17 protein-coding genes and 1 CRISPR repeat array are annotated in these 19373 nt (G+C 65.7%); of the genes, 9 read left to right on the top strand and 8 right to left on the bottom strand.

Going from position 1 to position 19373, the window contains the following annotated elements; all coding sequences use genetic code 11:
- Positions 1-2: 2 nt before the first annotated feature.
- Positions 3-1037 carry a type IV pilus twitching motility protein PilT gene (locus ACS8Y6_RS10265; RefSeq protein ID WP_440848761.1) on the bottom strand — a complete coding sequence of 345 codons (1035 nt, stop codon included), beginning with the start codon at positions 1035-1037 and terminating at the stop codon, positions 3-5.
- Between the two features lie 103 nt (positions 1038-1140).
- Here ACS8Y6_RS10265 and ACS8Y6_RS10260 point away from each other — a divergent pair, with 103 nt between their 5' ends.
- From ACS8Y6_RS10260 to moaCB, 5 genes are all read left to right on the top strand, one after another.
- On the top strand, positions 1141-1860 hold the full coding sequence (locus tag ACS8Y6_RS10260) for a YggS family pyridoxal phosphate-dependent enzyme (RefSeq protein ID WP_440848760.1): 720 nt from the start codon (positions 1141-1143) through the stop codon (positions 1858-1860).
- A 78-nt stretch (positions 1861-1938) separates the two neighbouring features.
- Positions 1939-2601 carry a ribose-5-phosphate isomerase RpiA gene (gene rpiA, locus ACS8Y6_RS10255; protein WP_440848759.1) on the top strand — a complete coding sequence of 221 codons (663 nt, stop codon included), beginning with the start codon at positions 1939-1941 and terminating at the stop codon, positions 2599-2601.
- 70 nt (positions 2602-2671) lie between these two features.
- On the top strand, positions 2672-3853 hold the full coding sequence (locus tag ACS8Y6_RS10250; protein ID WP_440848758.1) for an MFS transporter: 1182 nt from the start codon (positions 2672-2674) through the stop codon (positions 3851-3853).
- Positions 3854-3950: 97 nt separating this feature from the next.
- Positions 3951-4661: a molybdenum cofactor biosynthesis protein gene (locus tag ACS8Y6_RS10245; protein WP_440855508.1), complete on the top strand. Its 711-nt coding sequence runs from the start codon at positions 3951-3953 to the stop codon at positions 4659-4661.
- A 54-nt stretch (positions 4662-4715) separates the two neighbouring features.
- The gene (gene moaCB, locus ACS8Y6_RS10240) at positions 4716-5633 is read left to right on the top strand and encodes a bifunctional molybdenum cofactor biosynthesis protein MoaC/MoaB (RefSeq protein WP_440848756.1); all 918 of its coding nucleotides are present in this window, start codon (positions 4716-4718) and stop codon (positions 5631-5633) included.
- Between the two features lie 170 nt (positions 5634-5803).
- Here moaCB and modC read toward each other — a convergent pair whose 3' ends face one another.
- Genes modC through modA form a run of 3 tightly spaced genes read right to left on the bottom strand, consistent with a single transcriptional unit; the run spans position 5804 to position 8475 of the window.
- Entirely contained in the window at positions 5804-6913 is a 1110-nt protein-coding gene (gene modC / locus ACS8Y6_RS10235) for a molybdenum ABC transporter ATP-binding protein (protein ID WP_440848755.1), read from the bottom strand.
- Positions 6910-7599: a molybdate ABC transporter permease subunit gene (gene modB / locus ACS8Y6_RS10230; protein ID WP_440848825.1), complete on the bottom strand. Its 690-nt coding sequence runs from the start codon at positions 7597-7599 to the stop codon at positions 6910-6912. Before modB ends, modC begins: the two co-directional genes overlap by 4 nt.
- 54 nt (positions 7600-7653) lie before the next feature.
- The gene (modA, locus tag ACS8Y6_RS10225; RefSeq protein WP_440855507.1) at positions 7654-8475 is read right to left on the bottom strand and encodes a molybdate ABC transporter substrate-binding protein; all 822 of its coding nucleotides are present in this window, start codon (positions 8473-8475) and stop codon (positions 7654-7656) included.
- Between the two features lie 199 nt (positions 8476-8674).
- On the opposite strand from modA, the gene ACS8Y6_RS10220 reads away from it, so the two are divergent.
- The 4 genes from ACS8Y6_RS10220 (at position 8675) to ACS8Y6_RS10205 (ending at position 13096) form a co-directional block, all read left to right on the top strand.
- Positions 8675-9187: a hypothetical protein gene (locus ACS8Y6_RS10220; protein ID WP_440855506.1), complete on the top strand. Its 513-nt coding sequence runs from the start codon at positions 8675-8677 to the stop codon at positions 9185-9187.
- Between the two features lie 82 nt (positions 9188-9269).
- Positions 9270-10136, top strand: coding sequence for a cytochrome b/b6 domain-containing protein (locus ACS8Y6_RS10215; protein WP_440848752.1), 867 nt, complete (start codon positions 9270-9272; stop codon positions 10134-10136).
- Positions 10126-10914: a molybdopterin-dependent oxidoreductase gene (locus tag ACS8Y6_RS10210; RefSeq protein WP_440848751.1), complete on the top strand. Its 789-nt coding sequence runs from the start codon at positions 10126-10128 to the stop codon at positions 10912-10914. Before ACS8Y6_RS10215 ends, ACS8Y6_RS10210 begins: the two co-directional genes overlap by 11 nt.
- A gap of 322 nt (positions 10915-11236) precedes the next feature.
- Positions 11237-13096: an ABC transporter ATP-binding protein gene (locus tag ACS8Y6_RS10205; protein ID WP_440855505.1), complete on the top strand. Its 1860-nt coding sequence runs from the start codon at positions 11237-11239 to the stop codon at positions 13094-13096.
- A gap of 50 nt (positions 13097-13146) precedes the next feature.
- Positions 13147-16776: direct repeats of the CRISPR family, unit length 29 nt; unit sequence CGGTTCATCCCCGCGCCTGCGGGGAACGG.
- A gap of 106 nt (positions 16777-16882) precedes the next feature.
- On the opposite strand, the gene cas2e is transcribed toward ACS8Y6_RS10205, so the two are convergent.
- The 4 genes from cas2e to cas5e are packed head-to-tail and all read right to left on the bottom strand — an operon-like array spanning position 16883 to position 19371.
- Positions 16883-17179, bottom strand: a complete 297-nt coding sequence (gene cas2e / locus ACS8Y6_RS10200) for a type I-E CRISPR-associated endoribonuclease Cas2e (protein ID WP_440848749.1) — start codon at positions 17177-17179, stop codon at positions 16883-16885.
- 1 nt (position 17180) lies between these two features.
- Positions 17181-18101, bottom strand: a complete 921-nt coding sequence (cas1e, locus tag ACS8Y6_RS10195) for a type I-E CRISPR-associated endonuclease Cas1e (protein WP_440855504.1) — start codon at positions 18099-18101, stop codon at positions 17181-17183.
- Between the two features lie 18 nt (positions 18102-18119).
- Positions 18120-18722, bottom strand: a complete 603-nt coding sequence (cas6e, locus tag ACS8Y6_RS10190; protein ID WP_440855503.1) for a type I-E CRISPR-associated protein Cas6/Cse3/CasE — start codon at positions 18720-18722, stop codon at positions 18120-18122.
- Positions 18697-19371, bottom strand: coding sequence for a type I-E CRISPR-associated protein Cas5/CasD (cas5e, locus tag ACS8Y6_RS10185; protein ID WP_440848746.1), 675 nt, complete (start codon positions 19369-19371; stop codon positions 18697-18699). The genes cas6e and cas5e overlap by 26 nt, the downstream gene beginning before the upstream one ends.
- Positions 19372-19373 lie beyond the last annotated feature (2 nt).

Below are 19373 nucleotides of genomic sequence, written 5' to 3'. Positions count from 1 at the left end.
CGTCAGATCGAATCCTTGTTGGCCGCCTTGCGGGCGGCCTCCTCGCGATCGACCATACCGCGCTGAACCAGTCGCTGCAGGCATTGATCGAGTGTCTGCATGCCGGCCTGCTGGCCGGTCTGGATCGCCGAATACATCTGTGCGGTCTTGCCCTCGCGGATCAGGTTACGGATCGCCGGCGTGCCCATCATGATCTCGTGCGCGGCCAGCCGTCCGCGCGGCTTTTTCTTGAGCAGGGTCTGCGAAATCACCGCGCGCAACGACTCCGACAGCATCGCGCGCACCATTTCCTTCTCCTCGCCGGGGAACACATCGATGATGCGATCGATGGTCTTGGCCGCGGACGAAGTATGCAGCGTACCCAGCACCAGATGCCCGGTTTCGGCCGCGGTCAAGGCCAGCCGGATGGTTTCCAGATCGCGCAGCTCGCCGACCAGGATGGTATCCGGATCCTCGCGCAGCGCGGATCTCAGCGCCGCGCTGAACGAGTGCGTATCGCGCGAGATTTCGCGCTGATTGACCAGGCACTTGCGCGAGCTGTGCACGAATTCGATCGGATCCTCGATGGTGAGGATATGCCCGAGCTCGGTTTCGTTCTTGTGATTGACCATCGCCGCCAGCGTGGTCGACTTGCCGGAGCCGGTCGGCCCGGTCACCAGCACCAGCCCGCGCGGCAACGACGCGATCTCGCGAAAGATCGGCGGCGCTTCCAGGTCCTCCAGCGACAGCACGTCCGCGGGAATGGTGCGAAACACCGCGGCCGCGCCGCGATTCTGGTTGTAGGCGTTAACGCGAAAGCGCGCCAGGCCGCTGATCTCGAACGAGAAGTCCGTTTCCAGATGTTCGTCGAAATCGCGCCGCTGGCGATCGGTCATGATGTCGTAGATGAGATCGAAGACTTCCTTGTCTTCCATCGACGGCAGGTTGATGCGGCGGATATCGCCATCCACGCGAATCATCGGCGGCAGCCCCGCCGACAGGTGCAGATCGGAGGCGCCCTGTTTGACCGAGAACGCCAGCAGCTGCGAAATATCCATGCAATGTCTCCCCGAAACGCGCGTACGTTCTTTCCCCCGCCCGCACGATACGAACACGTTATCCTACCCATATCGGCCGGCCCCTGCTGCACTGGAGAATCGAATGTCCCGAACCGCTGATTCGAGCCCCGCGGCGGGCGTCGACGTTGCCGCCCGACTGGCCGATGTCCGGCATCGCATCGACCAGGCCGCGGCACGCTTCGATCGCGACCCCGCCACCATTCATCTGGTGGCGATCAGCAAGACCAAGCCGGCGGCGATGGTCGCAGCCGCCGTCGAGGCCGGGCAACGCGACTTCGGCGAGAATTACCTTCAGGATGCGCTGCCCAAGATCGAAACCCTGGCCGACCGTGACATCGCCTGGCATTTTGTCGGCGACATCCAATCCAACAAGACCCGCGACATCGCCGCCCACTTCGCCTGGGCGCACGCGGTGGATCGCTTCAAGATCGCACGCCGCCTGTCCGAACAGCGCCCCCAGGGCGCCGCGCCGCTCAACGTCTGCATTCAGGTGAATATCGACGCCGAAGCCAGCAAGTCCGGCCTCGCGCCCGATGCGGTTGCCGAGCTGGCGGACCGGATGGCCGAGCTGCCCGGCATTCGGCTGCGCGGGTTGATGGCGTTGCCGGCGGCCACCGACGATTTCGCGGCCCAGCGCCGACCGTTCGCCGCGCTGCGTGCATTACACGACGATCTGAACACGCGCGGCCATACGCTGGATGTGCTGTCGATGGGCATGAGCGCCGACATGGAGGCCGCCATCGCCGAAGGCGCGACGCATGTACGCATCGGCACCGCCATCTTCGGCCCGCGCGACCGCTGAACGCCGAGCCGTTCGAACGATTTATACCGACGCCGTTGCGGGCTACACTGCACCTCGTTACCGAACCCGGCCATCGATATGAATTCCAGCGACCAAGCCAAGCGCGCCGCGGCCGAAGCGGCCTATGAGTTTCTCGTCGAGGACGATTACATCGGCATCGGCACCGGCACCACGGTCAATCACTTCATCGACGTGATGGCCGAGCGCAAACCCTCGATCCGGGCCTGTGTATCGAGCTCCGAGGCCACCAGCGCGAAACTCAAGAAGGCGGGTTTCGAGATCGAGGAGCTCAACGACACCGGTAATCTGCCGGTCTATTTCGACGGCGCGGACGAAATCAACAAGCATTTCGAGATGATCAAGGGCGGCGGCGGTGCGCTCACCCGCGAGAAGATCATCGCCAGCGTATCGCGGCGCTTTGTGTGCATGGTCGACGAATCCAAGCGGGTCGATCCGCTCGGCAACTTCCCGCTCCCGGTCGAGGTGATCGAAATGGGCCGCAGCGCGGTGGCACGCCAGCTCGTCAAGCTCGGTGGCTCGCCGGAACTGCGCCCGAACGTGCGCAGCGACAACGGCAACCCGATCCTGGATGTCTATAACCTGGACCTGTCCAACGCCATCGCGATGGAAGACAAGATCAACGCCATCCCCGGCGTGGTCACGGTCGGCCTGTTCGCGCGCCGCCCGGCCGACGTGCTGATCGTCGCCGGCAAGCACGGCGTGGAAACGCTGACGCGCTGATTTCACTCCGACGCGCCGGCCGGCCCGATCGCGCCCGGCACGGCCCGCGTCCACAACCGTAACGCTATTCGTGACCCACTCCCGGCAAATCGCGCTGACGCCGTCGGCGCCGCTCGTGCAACTCATGGCCGTGGCCTGCGGGCTGGCCGTCGCCAACATCTATTACGCCCAACCATTGCTGGCCCTGCTCACTCGCAGTTTCGGCATCACCAGCAGCACCGCGTCGCTAATCGTCACGGTCACCCAGATCGGCTACGCCGCGGGCCTGGTTTTCATCGTGCCGCTGGGCGACCAGCTCGACCGGCGCCGATTGATCGCCTGGGTCGCCGCCGGCACCGGTGCCGCGTCCGTCGCGGCCATGATCAGCCCCGGTATAGGCTGGTTCGTGGCGTCGAGCTTTTTCATCGGGCTGACCGCGACCTGCGCCCAGATCATGGTGCCGATGGCCGCGCATCTGGCGGCCGAGGCCAAGCGCGGCGCCGTGGTCGGCCGCGTGATGAGCGGTTTGTTGATCGGCATTCTGCTGGCGCGGGCGTTCTCCGGCATCGTGGCCGACGCCGCGGGCTGGCGCGCCGTGTTCGGGATCGCGGCCGTGCTCATGTTCGGGCTGGCCGGGGTGCTCTATCGCGCGCTGCCGGCCGAGGCGGCCCCGGCATCGCGTCCGTCCTATGGCGCCACCCTGCTGTCGGTGGCCCGGCTTCTGGCCGAGGAACCGGTCCTGCGCCGGCGTATCGTCTATGGCGGCTGCGGCTTCGCCGGTTTCACCATCGTCTGGACCGCGCTGCCCTTCCTGCTCGCCAACGCGCCCTATCACTACAGCGAAACCCTGATCGGGCTGTTCAGCCTGCTCGGGGCCGCGGGCGCGCTGGGCGCCAATGCCGCCGGCCGGCTGCACGACAGCGGGCTCGGCCAGCGCGCCGTCGCCGGTTTCATGCTGGCGGCCATCGTGTCGTTCGCGGGCATGGGGCTGTTCAGCACCCACCTCGTCGCGATCATGCTCGGGCTGTTCTTCATGGACCTGGGCGTGCAGGGCGTGCAGATTCTCAACCAGAGCACGATCTACGCGCTGCGGCCGGAGGCCCGAAGCCGCATCACCACCGCCTACATGAGCTGCTTCTTCGTCGCGGGTGCCGTCGGCTCCGCGCTGGCGGGCGTGAGTTACCAGTTCGGCGGCTGGCCGGGCACCATGGCGGTCGCCGGGTTGCTGGAAACCACCGCGCTCGTGTTCTGGATGACCGAACGTGCGCCTTGAAAGCATCGCACCACCGGTTGCGCCCCGCGTCGCAGACCCTCATTTTGGCCGATGTGACGGTCGGCCCGCACACCGGCAAGGATAAGGACAGACCGCTATGGCCGAAACCATCGACGTTTTTCTGGAATGCCACGGCGCGCTGAGCGAGCACATGGGCGGCGACATGGTCGAGCTCGCGCTGGACGCGCCGCATACCATCGATCATCTCCTGGCCTGTGCCCGGACCCGGTGGCCGGAAGCGGCCGGACTGCTGTCGCGCACGGCCTGTGCGCGCGACGATGCGCTGCTGCCGCCCGAGACGGAAGTCGGGGCGGGCGACCGCATCGCGTTGATTCCGCCGGTCTCCGGCGGCGCGCCCGCCAGCGAGCCATCATCGCATCTGACCGCGGCCCCGCTCGATCTCGACGCACTCATGGCCGAAACCGAAGACGCACGCTGCGGCGCGCTGGTGGTGTTCGGCGGTACCGTGCGGCTGACCAACGCGGGCCGCACGGTCGAATCGATGGACTACTCCGCCTACGGGCCGCTCGCCGCGCGCACCATGGCCGACATCGAACGCGAAACCATGGACGCCTTCGATATTCATGCCTGCCGGCTGCAGCATCGCACCGGCCGTCTCGGCCTCGGCGAGATGAGCGTCTACGTCGTAGTGCGCGCGGTGCATCGCGCGCCGGCCTTCGATGCCGCGCGATTTGCCCTGGAACAGCTCAAGGCCCGCGTCGCCGTATGGAAGAACGAATACTATAGCGACGGCACGCATGCCTATCTGGAAGGCACCGAAGTGCCCCACCCCGAGCGGCCGCGCTGAGCCGGCCCGCCGGCCCCAGCCCTGGCTCGTTATCGACCCCGAGGATCGCAGCCTGTGAAAAACGTAGGCATGAAACCCGACACCCTGCGCTCGGCCGTGGCCGCAGCGCGCTTTTATGCGCCCCAGCATTGCCTGCAGCGCATCGCCTCGCGCGACACCGAAAAAGGCGACCCCCAGGCCTCGGCCCGCATCGCCGGCATTCTCGCGGCCAAGCGCACCGACGAACTGCTGCCGCTGTGCCATCCCCTGCCGATTCATGCCGCCGAGGTGCATTTCGCCATCGAGGCCGATCACGTGGCGATCGAGGCCGAAGTGCATACCATCGGCCCCACCGGTGTCGAAATGGAAGCGCTGACCGCGGCGAGCATGGCCGCGCTGACGCTCTACGACATGCTCAAGCCCTATGCCGAACCGGCGCAGCTGCGCATCGGTGATACCCATCTCCTGGAAAAACAGGGTGGCAAGAGCCATTATTCGCGCCGGCTCAAGACCGCCCTGCCCGCCACCGTACTCATGGTCTCCACCCCGGTCGCCGATGGCCACAAGAGCGATGCGGCCGGGCGCAGCGTGGCCGACGGCCTCACCCAGGCCGGTTTCGACCCGATCGACTATCGCGTGCTGCGCGACGACCCCGGCGCCGTGGATGCCACGATCAACGAAGCCGTCTCCTGGGAGACCCCGCTGATCGTGACCGTGGGCGGTACCGGCATCGGGCCGAAGGACAAGGTCGTCGAAACGGTCGAGCCGAAACTGACCACGCCCATGCCGGGCCTGATGGAAGCCGCTCGCGCCTTCGGCCTGAAGCGCACGCCCTACGCCGCGCTCTCACGCGGGGTTGCCGGCTTCATCGGATCGAGCCTGACCCTCACATTCCCCGGCAGCCGCGCCGGCGCCGAGGAAACGCTGGCCGCCGTACTGCCCAGCCTGATCCATATCGTGGAAATTCATCGGCGGTTCGCGGGCAAGAGCTGAGTCGCATGGTCCGCCGCCACGATCGACTTCGGCCGCCCCGATGAGCCCGTGTCGGATGACGCGGGTTGCGCTAATCCGACAACACTCAACCCGACCCTCGCCGCACGCCGGTCAATTATTGGGTTTGGCCGGCAAAATGGCGTCGCCGCCACGGACAGGCGCGCGAACCGCTACAGCCCACCCAGCCGTTGCCAGGCTTGTTCGGCCAGCGCCAGCGACTTGATCACGGCGTGCAGCGTCTGGCCCGGCTGCGGGTCGAGCACGGCCGCCGAGCGGCGCGTGATGCGCGCGTCGAGACGCTGGCCATCGATATCGAGCACCACGTCCACGGCGTAATCGTTGTCGTCCGGATGCACGCCGATGACCACACCGGCCAGCTGGTTGAGCGCGCTGGTCTGCTCGGGCGGCTTGCAGGCCAGGATTACGTCGCGCGCGCGCACGTGCACGGTCACCGATTCGCCCACGCGATGCTCGGTCAACTGTGGCACATACAGTTTCTGGTGCGGGCAGGCCAGCACACTCAACCCATATTCGGTTTCGTGCGAAACAAGCCGCGCGTTGAGCAAAACACCCGCCGCGGGGCCGGCGTCTTCGCCGAGCAGGTCCGGCCTTGCCAGGAACTCCGCGGTGGCGCCGGAAAACACGATCCGACCATCGCGGATCGCGGCGACATGCCGATTGGCCAGGCGCAGCAGCTCGTCGAGCTGGTGGCTGACGAACACGATCGGCAGGGCACTTTCGGCGCTGAGCCGTTCGATATAAGGCAGCACTTCGCGTTTGCGCGGCGCGTCCAGCGAGGCCAGCGGCTCATCCAGCAGCAACAGATCGGGATCGGACAACAGCGCCCGGCCGATCGCCACACGCTGGCTCTCGCCGCCGGACAGATCGCGCGTGCGCCGGGCCAGCAGATGGCCGATGTCGAGCATGCCCACCACCTGATCGAAGCGGGCCCGGCTCGGCCGCTGCCGGCTGAACCAGCCGCCATAATCCAGGTTGTGCCGCACGTTGAAATGCGGGAACAGCCGCGACTGCTGGAAAACCACGCCGATGCGCCGCCGATGCGCCGGCACGTGCAGACCGCGGGCACTGTCGAACACACAGCGCCCGGCGATCTCGATGCGCCCGGCGTCGGGCCGGGCCAGCCCCGAGATCACCCGCAGCAACGAGCTCTTGCCCGCGCCCGATGGGCCGAACAACCCCACTACCCGCGCGTTGGATTCCAGTTCGCACGCCAGCTCGAAATCGCCCTGGCGCAGGCGCACGTCGAGCGACAACGTCATGCCTGCAACCGTTTAACACGCCGCGCGATCAGCTCGGAGGCCACCAGCGCACCGAGCGACACCACCACCGAAATCACGATCAGCTGTGCGGCCTGCCCTTCGCCGCCCGGCACCTGGATGAAGGTATAGATGGCCAGCGGTAGCGTGCGCGTCTCGCCCGGAATATTCGAGGCAAAAGTAATGGTGGCGCCGAACTCGCCAAGCGCACGCGCGAACGCCAGCACCAGACCGGCAATCACGCCCGGCAGGGCCAGCGGCACGGTCACGGTCAGCCAGACCAGAATCGGCCGGGCGCCGAGCGTGGCCGCGGCGGCCTCCACGCGCGGGTCGATCGCCTCCAGCGACAGCCGGATCGGGCGCACCATCAAGGGAAAGCCCATAATACCGCCGGCCAGCGCCGCACCCGTCCAGTGGAAGGCAAAAACCAGCCCCAGATGCTCGGCCAACCAGCCGCCGATCAGGCCACGCCGCCCCAGCACGATCAGCAACAGATAACCGGTCACCACCGGCGGCAGCACCAGCGGCAGATGCACCAGGGCGTCCACCGCCATCTTCAACCGCGAACGCGAGCGTGCCAGAAACCAGGCCACGACCAGCGCCAGCGGCAAGCTGAAGGCGACCGCCGTGCCGGCCACCCTCAGGCTGAGTTCAAGAACCTGGAGTTGATTGGCGTCGAGCACGCATATCCTCGGATCGGGTCATACCGGCTGGCCCGCCAAACCCGGCGTCGTAACCACCGCTTACTGGCCGGCAACCACCTTGAAACCCCAGCGCTTGAATATCGTCGCCGCCGTATCCGATTTCAGAAAGGCCAGGAAATCGGCATCCTGCGAATTGTGGCTGTCGGCGGTGGCGGCGGCCGGATAGATGATCGGCTTGTGGCTCGCCGGCGGAAAGGTATCCACCACACGCACGCCCTTGTCGGCGACCGCGTCGGACGCATACACCACACCCAGCGGCGACTCCCCGCGCGACACCAGCGCCAGCGCGGCACGCACGTCGTCGCCCTGGGCGATATGGCCCTGCATCCGCGACCACACACCCAGCCATTGCAGCGCATGCTTGCCATAGATGCCGGCCGGCACGGCGTCGGTATTGGCCATCGCCAGATAATTGCTCTTGCCGAGCTTGGCCAACAGATCGACGTGTTTTTTCAGCGTGACCTGTACATCGCTGCTCTTCGGCGCCACCAGCACCAGCGAGTTGCCCAGCAGATTGTAGCGGCTGGATTTGTCGATCAGCCCGTCGGCGGCCAGCTTGTTCATCCACTGCTGGTTGGCCGAAACATACACGTCGGCCGGCGCCCCGGCCTCGATCTGACGGGCCAGCGTGGAACTGCCCGCGTAGCTCACCTTCACATCGGCGCCGTCGTGGCTCTTGTCATAGGCCTGGGCCACGCCGTCCATCGCGTTCTTCAGGCTGGCCGCCGCGAACACGATCAGCGGCTTATCCTGTGTTTTCGCGCCCTCGGCCCAGGCAGACTGGGCGAGACCCGCGGCCGCCAGCGCCACGACGGCCAGGGCCAAAAGCCCCCGCCGCACTATCCCTTCATGAATATGCATCGATCGTTTTCCGATTGGGTAGAGCCGAACCCGGTGCGAACGCGCGCACGACAGGCCATGAACGATATATACGCTACTACATAGCGATGGCATCGCAAAGACCATTGAAACTTCAGCGCGCCAAACCGGTCTGAACAGTCATGGCCAGCCCGGGCCCGAGTTGCCCGCGCGCCCCACCCGTTCGACCCAGGAGCCCGTCATGCCGATTCGCCCGACACGTGCCCACCCGCCAGCGCGGCTGCCCATCGTCGCGGCGCTGGCCGCGCTCGCCGTGGCCGCCCCGGCGTTCGCCCAGACCAACAGCCCCGGTAGCCAGGCGTCGCCGGACGGTAGCGCCCAGTCGCCGCAACCCATCCAGAGCAGCCTATTGAATACGGGCGACCAGGGCACCGCGGGCAGCACCGAGCCGTCGGCGTCGAACGCCAACGGCAACGCCGCTGCGCCCTCGCAGTCATTGCCCGAGCCCAAACCCGGCGACTACGGCGCCGCCAACTTCAACGCCCCGAGCGATGTGCAGCTGGCTCAGTTCATCGCCACCCATCAGCCGCCGTCCGACAATTCCAGCAATGCCGACAACGACGGCAACGGCACCGCCGCATCGAACAGCGACACAACCACGCAGACCATGGGCGCGACCGCTGCAGCGAACGGCCACAACGGCATGCCGGCCACCGCGACCGGCTCGACCCCAAACGCCAACAATATGAACTGAGGTCGACTGCCTGAAACAATTGCATCCCCGCCGCGCGCGACGCCGTATACTGATCCCCAAGTACTCCGCAACCGGCTTCGTCATGGCGAAGGGCTTTGAATCGACGGCCCGTGCCTCCGGCGTGATCCGCCGCCACGGCTGGGCCACCCGGCTCTGGCACTGGATGAACGCGGTGTGCCTGCTTGTGCTGCTCATGAGCGGGCTACAGATATTCAATGCGCACCCGGCGCTTTACTGGGGCCACGGGTCAGACTTCGGCCACCCCTTCCTGTCGATCGGCGCACAGCGCGACGCCAGCGGCGACCCGATGGGTTACGTGAATATCGAGGGGCTGCAGATCCCCACCACCGGCGTGCTCGGCTGGTCGCGTGTCGACGGCCAGATGCAGGCCCGCGCCTTTCCCGCCTGGGCCACGCTGCCCGGTCAGCAATGGCTGTCGCTCGGCCGGCAATGGCATTTCACCGCCGCCTGGGTATTTGGCGTAATGCTCGTGCTGTATCTGATCTATTCCATCTTCAGCCGCCGCCGGCGACGGTTGATCGGCATCCACCGCGGCGAGATGAGCCGGTTCGGGCATGAAGTGGCCGAACACGCGAAATTCCGTTTTCCGCGGGTCCGCGATTACAACATCATCCAGAAGCTGACCTATCTGCTCGTTTTGTTCGGGCTGTTGCCGCTGATGGTGCTCACAGGGCTGACGATGTCGCCGACCATGGACGCGGCCTGGCCGTGGTTGACGTATGTGTTCGGCGGCCACCAGAGCGCCCGCACCCTCCACTTCCTGTGCGCTTTCGCGCTGGTGGGCTTTTTCATCGTCCACCTGGCGCTCGTGCTCGTCTCCGGCGTGGTAAACAACATGCGCGCGATGATCACCGGCGGCTACAAGCTAGACGAGCCGCCTGCAACCGAAGCCGCGCCCGGCCGCGAGGATACTGATCATGTCGCATGACGACCGCCACACAGGGCGACCGAGCCAGGCCCGCCGCCGTATCCTGACCGGGCTGAGCGCGCTTGGCGCCGCCGGCATGCTCTCCGGCTGCGACTGGACCCACAGCCAGTCAGTGCGCAATTTCCTCGGCCGCACCGAGAAACTCACCCAGGCCGCCCAGCGTCTGGTCGCCTCGCGCGCATCGCTGGCACGGGAATACAGTCCGAGCGACATTGCGCCGACGTTCAAATCCAACGGCACGATCAATCCGCAAAGCGCGGCCTACCGGCAACTCGTCGCCACCCACTTCGCCAACTACCGGCTCGACATTCACGGCCTGGTGGCGCAGCCGGCGTCCTTCTCGCTCGCCGAGCTCAAGGCCATGCCCTCGCGCACCCAGATCACCCGTCACGACTGCGTCGAGGGCTGGTCGTGCATCGGCCAATGGACCGGCGTGGTGCTCGGCCACCTGCTGGAGCGCGTGCGGCCGACGGACAACGCCCGCTTCGTGGTCTTCCACTGCGCCGACCACCTTTACGGCTCGCCGCAGCCCTACTACGAAAGCCTCGACATGATCGAAGCCCGGCACCCGCAGACGATTCTGGCCTACGGCCTGAACGGCGCCGACCTGCCGGTGGCCAACGGCGCCCCCATCCGCCTGCGCGCCGAACGCCAACTCGGCTATAAAATGGCCAAGTACGTGATGCACATCGAACTGGTCGACAGCTTCGCCCATATCCAGGGCGGCCACGGCGGTTATTGGGAAGATCGCGGCTACGACTGGTGGGCCGGCGTCTGAAACAGGCGCCGGCCCAAGCGAAACCGTAGCCGATGGCGGCTTCGATAAAGCGCCCGCTGTCAGCCTACGCCCTTCGGCCCAGGCCGACCTACAGATCACGGCAAGCACCTTGCTTTTGTCGGTCGGATTAGCCAACGGCGTAATCCGACAGCCGCGCCCCGTGCGTCACCAGTCGCCACCATACGCCGCCCCAAGCCGCAGGTCGGCACCGGATCGCACGCCCCGCCGTGCCTGGCCTCGCCGCTATCGAAGCCGATGCGCAACGCGGTTAGACTACGTCGCCTTGCCTGCCGACGCCGCCGCCCTCGCGACCGACCCGCCCATGTTCCAGTTCTTCGAACGGCTCGTCGATCCGTTTCCCGACGACGACCGTACGCCGCCCGAGACCAGCATCCCGCGTTTCATCGCCTTCTACGCGCGGCCGGTGTGGAAGCTGCTGATCGCAACCGCCGTGCTTACCGCGGCGTCCTCGATCATCGAGGTATCGCTGTACGGTTTTCTCGGCCATATCGTCGATTGGTTCTCGACCAGCGACCGCGCGCATTTCATCGCCGATAACGCCTGGCCGCTCGTCGGCATGGCAATCGTTGTGCTGGTACTGCTGCCCGCGCTGGTCTTCGGCCAGGGGCTGACCACCTTCCAGGCGATGGCACCGAATGTGCCCATGCGCTTTCGCTGGCAGGTCCACCGCTGGCTGCTGGACCAATCGCTGACATATTTCCAGGACGATTTCGCCGGCCGCATCGCCTCCAAGATGATGCAAACCGCCCTGGCCATCCGCGAAGTGATGATGAAGTTCGTGGACGTCTTGCTCTACGTGGCGGTCTATTTCGGCGGCGTCGTCATCATGGTGGCCGGCGCGGACTGGCGGCTCGTGCTGCCGTTCGGCGGCTGGCTGATCGGCTATATCGCACTACTCAAGTATTTCCTGCCGCGCCTGCAGGCGATCGCCGAAGCCCAGGCCAACGCCCGCGCCGAGATGACCGGGCGCGTGGTCGATGCCTATACCAACATCGGCACGGTGAAACTGTTCGCCCATACCGAGCGCGAATCCGACTACGCACGGGCCAGCATGTCGTCGTTCCTGTCGACCGTGTACACCCAGATGCGGCGCATCAACGGCTTCTACGCCAGCCTGTATCTATTGAACGCCCTGCTGCTGTTCGCCGTCACCGGGCTGGGCATTGTGTTCTGGAGCGAGCGCGCGATCACCGCCGGCGCGGTCGCCACCGCTGTCGGGCTGGTTTTGCAGATCAACGGCATGAGCCAGTGGATCATGTGGGAAGTGTCCAACCTGTTCGAGCACATCGGCACCATCCGCGACGGCATGGGCAGCTTCACCCGCAACCGGGCGATCGTCGACGCCCCGGACGCGCGCCCGCTACAGGTCGCCCACGGCGCGATTGCCTTCGAGGATGTCTCCTTCCATTACGGCCGCGACGACGCCGGTATCATCTCCAACTTCTCGCTGTCGATCGCGCCGGGCGAAAAAATCGGGCTCGTGGGGCGCTCCGGTGCCGGCAAGTCCACCCTGCTCGCACTGCTGCTGCGCTTCCACGAACCCGAGAACGGCCGTATCACCATCGACGGCCAGGACATCACCGGCGTCACCCAGGCCTCGCTGCGCGAAGCGATCGGCATGGTCACCCAGGACACCGCCCTGCTGCACCGCTCGATCGCCGACAACATCCGCTACGGCCGGCCCGACGCCACCGACGCCGAACTCCGGGCCGCGATCGACGCGGCCCATGCCGGGTTCGTCCACGACCTGACCGACAACAAGGGCCGCCGCGGACTCGACGCCCACGTTGGCGAACGCGGCGTGAAACTCTCCGGCGGCCAGCGCCAGCGCGTCGCACTCGCCCGCGTCATGCTCAAGAACGCCCCCATCCTGCTGCTCGACGAAGCCACCGCCGCACTGGATTCCGAAATCGAAGCCGCCATCACCGAAAACCTGCACACCATCATGCAGGGCAAGACCGTGATCGCCGTCGCCCATCGACTATCCACCATCGCCGAACTCGACCGTCTGGTAGTGATCGACCGCGGCGCCATCGTCGAAACCGGCACCCATGACGAACTGATCGCGCGCAACGGCCTGTACGCGCGCCTGTGGGCCATGCAGTCGGGCGGGTTTCTGGGGGCAGCATCCGGCGTAAGCGCAAAGAACGCAGCGCACTAATCCACGAGTTCCAAACTATCTTTCAGCACGCGCGCCGCCGTGCGCACGGTTGGTTCATCCCCGCGCCTGCGGGGAACGGAGCGATAGCCGGAAGACATCGGTGTTCTCGGTCGGTTCATCCCCGCGCCTGCGGGGAACGGCTGCCGAACGGGCCGATGTACTCCACCACGCACGGTTCATCCCCGCGCCTGCGGGGAACGGCCGAGAGCGACGGCGGCGATGAGTGCGAATTTCGGTTCATCCCCGCGCCTGCGGGGAACGGTGATTCCTGGCTATTGACGATCATGCCGCCACCGGTTCATCCCCGCGCCTGCGGGGAACGGGTCTGGCCGGCGGCGACGCCCTGCCATGACGGCGGTTCATCCCCGCGCCTGCGGGGAACGGGTACTTGCCTTGCATCGAGCGAACGAGTTTATCGGTTCATCCCCGCGCCTGCGGGGAACGGACCACCCACCATCGACAACACCAAACAGACGCCGGTTCATCCCCGCGCCTGCGGGGAACGGTGAGCCGCGGTGTCGCGCGGCCGGGGTGGAATCGGTTCATCCCCGCGCCTGCGGGGAACGGCTCAATTACGTCGTCTTCATCGCCGTATTCGCCGGTTCATCCCCGCGCCTGCGGGGAACGGTACACCCCGGTGCCGCCGCTGGAAAACCTCAACGGTTCATCCCCGCGCCTGCGGGGAACGGAGCGCCGGAGTAAGTGTCCGATGAGCTAGAAGCGGTTCATCCCCGCGCCTGCGGGGAACGGGGCCGGCGCGTCATTCGCGGCCGGTTCGGGCTCGGTTCATCCCCGCGCCTGCGGGGAACGGACGCATTGCGCGCAGGCGATTGGGCCAAAGCCCGGTTCATCCCCGCGCCTGCGGGGAACGGGTAGCGCCAACCACAACAAGGAGCGAGACATGCGGTTCATCCCCGCGCCTGCGGGGAACGGGAACACGATGGCCTTACGGTCGTCGCCTCGTCCGGTTCATCCCCGCGCCTGCGGGGAACGGGACTGCTCGAACCGGACCCAGCACTTTGCCAACGGTTCATCCCCGCGCCTGCGGGGAACGGCTCGGCATAGCCCCGGCACATCGCATGATTGGCGGTTCATCCCCGCGCCTGCGGGGAACGGGCGGCATAACACCGCTAGCTGAAGTGCCGCCGCGGTTCATCCCCGCGCCTGCGGGGAACGGTACACCCAGCACAAATGCCGCGTGCTTCGGATCGGTTCATCCCCGCGCCTGCGGGGAACGGCTGCCGAACGGGCCGATGTACTCCACCACGCACGGTTCATCCCCGCGCCTGCGGGGAACGGCCGAGAGCGACGGCGGCGATGAGTGCGAATTTCGGTTCATCCCCGCGCCTGCGGGGAACGGTGATTCCTGGCTATTGACGATCATGCCGCCACCGGTTCATCCCCGCGCCTGCGGGGAACGGGTCTGGCCGGCGGCGACGCCCTGCCATGACGGCGGTTCATCCCCGCGCCTGCGGGGAACGGGTACTTGCCTTGCATCGAGCGAACGAGTTTATCGGTTCATCCCCGCGCCTGCGGGGAACGGTGCGCCGCGGGCGCGTTCGTCTTGCCCGCGTTCGGTTCATCCCCGCGCCTGCGGGGAACGGTGGGCCGAGATACGACCCGTTCTGGAGGAGTTCGGTTCATCCCCGCGCCTGCGGGGAACGGGGTTAGTCGTCGTTGCCGAAGTTCTTGATCTGCGGTTCATCCCCGCGCCTGCGGGGAACGGGCTCTGGACGGCTCCTGCAGCGGCCTGCAGCACGGTTCATCCCCGCGCCTGCGGGGAACGGATACCGCTGAACGCCAAGACCCATGGACTCGTCGGTTCATCCCCGCGCCTGCGGGGAACGGCCTTTCTTGAGTCGTCCGGTTTTCGTTCGTCCCGGTTCATCCCCGCGCCTGCGGGGAACGGAGCGCCTTGACGCGGAACTGCATGTTGCCGGCCGGTTCATCCCCGCGCCTGCGGGGAACGGAACCGGCCGCTATTGGGTTTCGATTCAGCGAACGGTTCATCCCCGCGCCTGCGGGGAACGGCCCGGGCTTGTCAAATCTGCACCCTCGATACTCGGTTCATCCCCGCGCCTGCGGGGAACGGGGCCAGTATCGCGATCCAATGCATAGCTAGCCCGGTTCATCCCCGCGCCTGCGGGGAACGGTCGACCTTCTTGGGGTCGAACGTCAGCTTGAGCGGTTCATCCCCGCGCCTGCGGGGAACGGGGCACGATGGTGCTCAACGCGGCCACGGGCAACGGTTCATCCCCGCGCCTGCGGGGAACGGTAGCTCATGGCATACGCTCCTTACATCGAGCCCGGTTCATCCCCGCGCCTGCGGGGAACGGGTCATGTTCGAATGCTCCGGGCTCCACGGATTCGGTTCATCCCCGCGCCTGCGGGGAACGGGACTGCTCGAACCGGACCCAGCACTTTGCCAACGGTTCATCCCCGCGCCTGCGGGGAACGGCTCGGCATAGCCCCGGCACATCGCATGATTGGCGGTTCATCCCCGCGCCTGCGGGGAACGGGCGGCATAACACCGCTAGCTGAAGTGCCGCCGCGGTTCATCCCCGCGCCTGCGGGGAACGGTACACCCAGCACAAATGCCGCGTGCTTCGGATCGGTTCATCCCCGCGCCTGCGGGGAACGGTGATTCGTCTCAAGTGCGGGTCAACATGGCAGCGGTTCATCCCCGCGCCTGCGGGGAACGGCCGGTATGCGGGTTGATCGCTTCCCAGATGGCCGGTTCATCCCCGCGCCTGCGGGGAACGGCGATTATCCGGCCGAGAGCCGGGAGGTCTACCCGGTTCATCCCCGCGCCTGCGGGGAACGGGCCAGCGCCGGCCCCGCCCATGTCCATCTGAACGGTTCATCCCCGCGCCTGCGGGGAACGGCCACGGGCGGCAGGTTGTCGATTACTGGCCAGCGGTTCATCCCCGCGCCTGCGGGGAACGGAACGACAACCGAGGGTCCGACTGGCGGGATTACGGTTCATCCCCGCGCCTGCGGGGAACGGGGCGTGTACCTGGCCATGTCGGCACGCCAACGCGGTTCATCCCCGCGCCTGCGGGGAACGGATGCAGTTGTTATACGTGCATACGACCAAGGCCGGTTCATCCCCGCGCCTGCGGGGAACGGCAGGGCGTGCACGATCGCTTGCTTGATCATTTCGGTTCATCCCCGCGCCTGCGGGGAACGGTCGGGATAACTCAGCTTCGGCGTGGTCGTTTTCGGTTCATCCCCGCGCCTGCGGGGAACGGGCGCCGATATGTCGGAATCTGTTGATTAAATGCGGTTCATCCCCGCGCCTGCGGGGAACGGGACTTGCCAGTAATCCTCGGCCGGGCATTCGTCGGTTCATCCCCGCGCCTGCGGGGAACGGGCGGATTAGCCGACGATAAACGTCATCACTCAGCGGTTCATCCCCGCGCCTGCGGGGAACGGGAGGGCCACGTCCGCCAGATTCAGCGAGCCGTCGGTTCATCCCCGCGCCTGCGGGGAACGGAATCGAATGGTGATCGTGCCGGACTTGTCCATCGGTTCATCCCCGCGCCTGCGGGGAACGGGGCAGACAAGGCCGTCCGCATGATGCTTTCGACCGGTTCATCCCCGCGCCTGCGGGGAACGGATTGGAGGCCAGATGATGAGCCGCCCATAGACCGGTTCATCCCCGCGCCTGCGGGGAACGGTCTAATCATAGACGTTTGTTTTCAAAAGACAAAACCACCGGCAGAAAATCCACCAGCGATATTGGTTACTTTTTCCTCAGTTCGTTTTGTTAAAGATCTTTGTAAATCAATTGCTTGGAGAATCAGGCACGAAACGCACCAGACGCAGCCCATCATGGTCGGCCGGCATCCGGCGATTCTCGCCGTAGGTCTGGAACTCGAAACCGGATTCGTGGCGGCTGGCCCATGCCATCACCACGTTGCCATCTTCGGCCAAACCGTTGACTTGTTCCCAGATCATCTCGCGTACGCGTTTGCTGACATCTCCGACATAGACGCCGGCTCGCACTTCGAGCAGCCACACCGCTAGCCGGCCACGTAATCGCGGCGGCACCGCTTCGGTCACGACCGTCAGCATCGTCATATCAACCGCTCCGGTGGCCCGCGTCGCCGAGCGAGTCCGGCGTGGGAATGGCGGGTGGCACCTGCTCGGGCGCTGCCTGCGGCGGCTCGATCTCGCCGGCGGCGAGAATGTCCTCAATCATTGGAATGATGCGATTGAGCAATCTCGTTTTCGTGAACGCATCCCGACAGGCGATTCGCACCTCGCGATCAGGCTTGGCGACACCGCGGGCGGCCACCTTGAACGCCGCCGGCACCACGGTATCGAATTTGACGATATCGGCGATGTCGTAGACGAAGCTCTGCGGTTTACCAGTATGCAGAAAACCTATGGCCGGCGCGTAACCGGCGGCAAGAATCGCGGCCTCAGTAATGCCGTACAGGCAGGCCGTCGCAGCCGACAAAGCTTTATTGATCGGATCAGACGCATCCCAATTGTTCGGATCGTAGCGCCGGCCGTGCCACTTCAGCCCGTGCTGCTTGGCCAATTGCTGATAGAGCTTGCGTACGCGAGCACCCTCGATGCCGCGGAGTTGGTCAACGCTGCGCCGCGACGGCGGCGCCTCGCCGAACCGCAGTTCAAACATCTTGCGAACGACCTTTAAACGCAGATCGTCTTCCAGCGCGAGCCGGGCCTGATATAGGAGCTTGTCGGAGCGCGCCCCGCCCGGCTGGCCGGCGCTGTACAGCCGTACGCCGGCCTCGCCGACCCATATCAACAACGTGCCGACCGTCGAGGCAAGCTTGACCGCGGCATGCGACACCCGCGTACCCGGCTCGAGCAGCAGACAAGTGGTCGTGCCAACCGGGATATGCATGCGCTCGCCGTTGACCTCGTCGATAACGACAAACGCCCCGTCACGCACGTCGATCTGACCGCGGCCGACGAAGATCATGGAGCGGCGCTCTTTGATCGGGATGGGTTTTAGGGGCAAAAAGGCCATCGAATATCGGACTTACGATCAGCGTGGCGCGAGGCTCAGCAATCCGAAACCGAATGCTTTACCGGGGCCGATGCCCTGCTCGACCGCGGCCTGTAAGATCGTCGCATTCGTGACCTTCAAAACACCCTCGAAACAGGCTTGTTGCAAGCAGATCGCGTCGTTTTTCATATGCACTACGTCGCTTGCCGTGACTAGAACGTTCTGTATCTCGAAACCACATTTGGCGCCTTTCCGTTCGAGCCAGGCTTGTTGCTCCGTCTCGGCTTGCAAACCGTAGCGCTTGCCCTGTTGCGTAATCGTCGGGTTCGCGAACAGCCGAAACCGATAATAACGCTCGACCTGAATGAGCGCGGCTGGATCGACCTCTTTGGTCTCTGGCGCTCTTTTGAGGTAGCCGCTTCCCTCGAAAACACGCCAGTCCGGTTCGACGGTCGATTGAACCATCAGCACGGGGGCCCGCCATACCGATTCGGGCTCGACACGCCAGAGAAAACGCGGCGGCACTTCGTCGTCTTCGGTTACAAAGGCACGGACCAGAGAGCGGTGCATATCGTAGGCATCGGCGAGGTCGCGGCGAACCGCGCTATGGCGCAGGTCAAGCGTCAGTCGTGTCAGAAACATCGTCGACCTCCAGTTCCAGATCGAATGTCTTGACGAAACGCGGACCAAACCGACGCTCGGAGAATGGCGCGATAGGCTGGTCGACCCGAACGGTGCCTTCGTCGGGATCTTCGATCACGACGCGTCGCTGCTGCGTTTTCTCACGGGTGTCTCGCTCGGTGAGCAGCGCCGTCGATTCCAGCGCATCCAACAGACCACCGTCGCGCAAACCGTCCGGCATGAATACCGGGCGCGACGGAACGAAGCTTTTACGCCCGAGACACAACGACCAGTGGGGCGCGCGAAGGGCATCGTGGATTCGAGCAAGTAGCTCGCGTTCACCTTCCAGCGCCACCAGAAAAACCGCGTCCGATAAGTAATAACGCTGGCTGACGACCGTCCGATTTGAATCCACCTTGCCCGATGACGCGACCACGCCGGTGGCGGTGTGATAGTCGCGCATCGGGATACCTTCGCGATCAACGCGCACGGCCATCCGCAATGCCGCGAGATCGGCGATCGGCCGCGTCCGGTCGCGCCCGAGTGCGGCGCAGACAAGCCCGAGCACACCCGACTTCGAGGGCTCGAGCTGCGTGTCGCGCTCGTCGAATCGGCTGGTCGTGCCCCAGGATTGCATGGGCCCGGCCAGGCACATCAGCAGTGTGGCCACGA

Source organism: Salinisphaera sp. RV14 (assembly GCF_052044135.1).
GTDB lineage: Bacteria > Pseudomonadota > Gammaproteobacteria > Nevskiales > Salinisphaeraceae > Salinisphaera.
This window is presented reverse-complemented; position numbering and strand designations above follow the sequence as displayed.

Coding starts and splice junctions, on each gene's coding strand:
- modC (WP_440848755.1), bottom strand. CDS start 6,913: ATGACGTTGTCGCTCGACGTGCGCCTGCGCCAGGGCGATTTCGAGCTG.
- ACS8Y6_RS10210 (WP_440848751.1), top strand. CDS start 10,126: ATGTCGCATGACGACCGCCACACAGGGCGACCGAGCCAGGCCCGCCGC.
- ACS8Y6_RS10205 (WP_440855505.1), top strand. CDS start 11,237: ATGTTCCAGTTCTTCGAACGGCTCGTCGATCCGTTTCCCGACGACGAC.
- cas6e (WP_440855503.1), bottom strand. CDS start 18,722: ATGTTTCTGACACGACTGACGCTTGACCTGCGCCATAGCGCGGTTCGC.
- modA (WP_440855507.1), bottom strand. CDS start 8,475: ATGCATATTCATGAAGGGATAGTGCGGCGGGGGCTTTTGGCCCTGGCC.
- cas2e (WP_440848749.1), bottom strand. CDS start 17,179: ATGACGATGCTGACGGTCGTGACCGAAGCGGTGCCGCCGCGATTACGT.
- ACS8Y6_RS10215 (WP_440848752.1), top strand. CDS start 9,270: ATGGCGAAGGGCTTTGAATCGACGGCCCGTGCCTCCGGCGTGATCCGC.
- ACS8Y6_RS10265 (WP_440848761.1), bottom strand. CDS start 1,037: ATGGATATTTCGCAGCTGCTGGCGTTCTCGGTCAAACAGGGCGCCTCC.
- ACS8Y6_RS10245 (WP_440855508.1), top strand. CDS start 3,951: ATGGCCGAAACCATCGACGTTTTTCTGGAATGCCACGGCGCGCTGAGC.
- cas1e (WP_440855504.1), bottom strand. CDS start 18,101: ATGGCCTTTTTGCCCCTAAAACCCATCCCGATCAAAGAGCGCCGCTCC.
- ACS8Y6_RS10260 (WP_440848760.1), top strand. CDS start 1,141: ATGTCCCGAACCGCTGATTCGAGCCCCGCGGCGGGCGTCGACGTTGCC.
- ACS8Y6_RS10220 (WP_440855506.1), top strand. CDS start 8,675: ATGCCGATTCGCCCGACACGTGCCCACCCGCCAGCGCGGCTGCCCATC.
- rpiA (WP_440848759.1), top strand. CDS start 1,939: ATGAATTCCAGCGACCAAGCCAAGCGCGCCGCGGCCGAAGCGGCCTAT.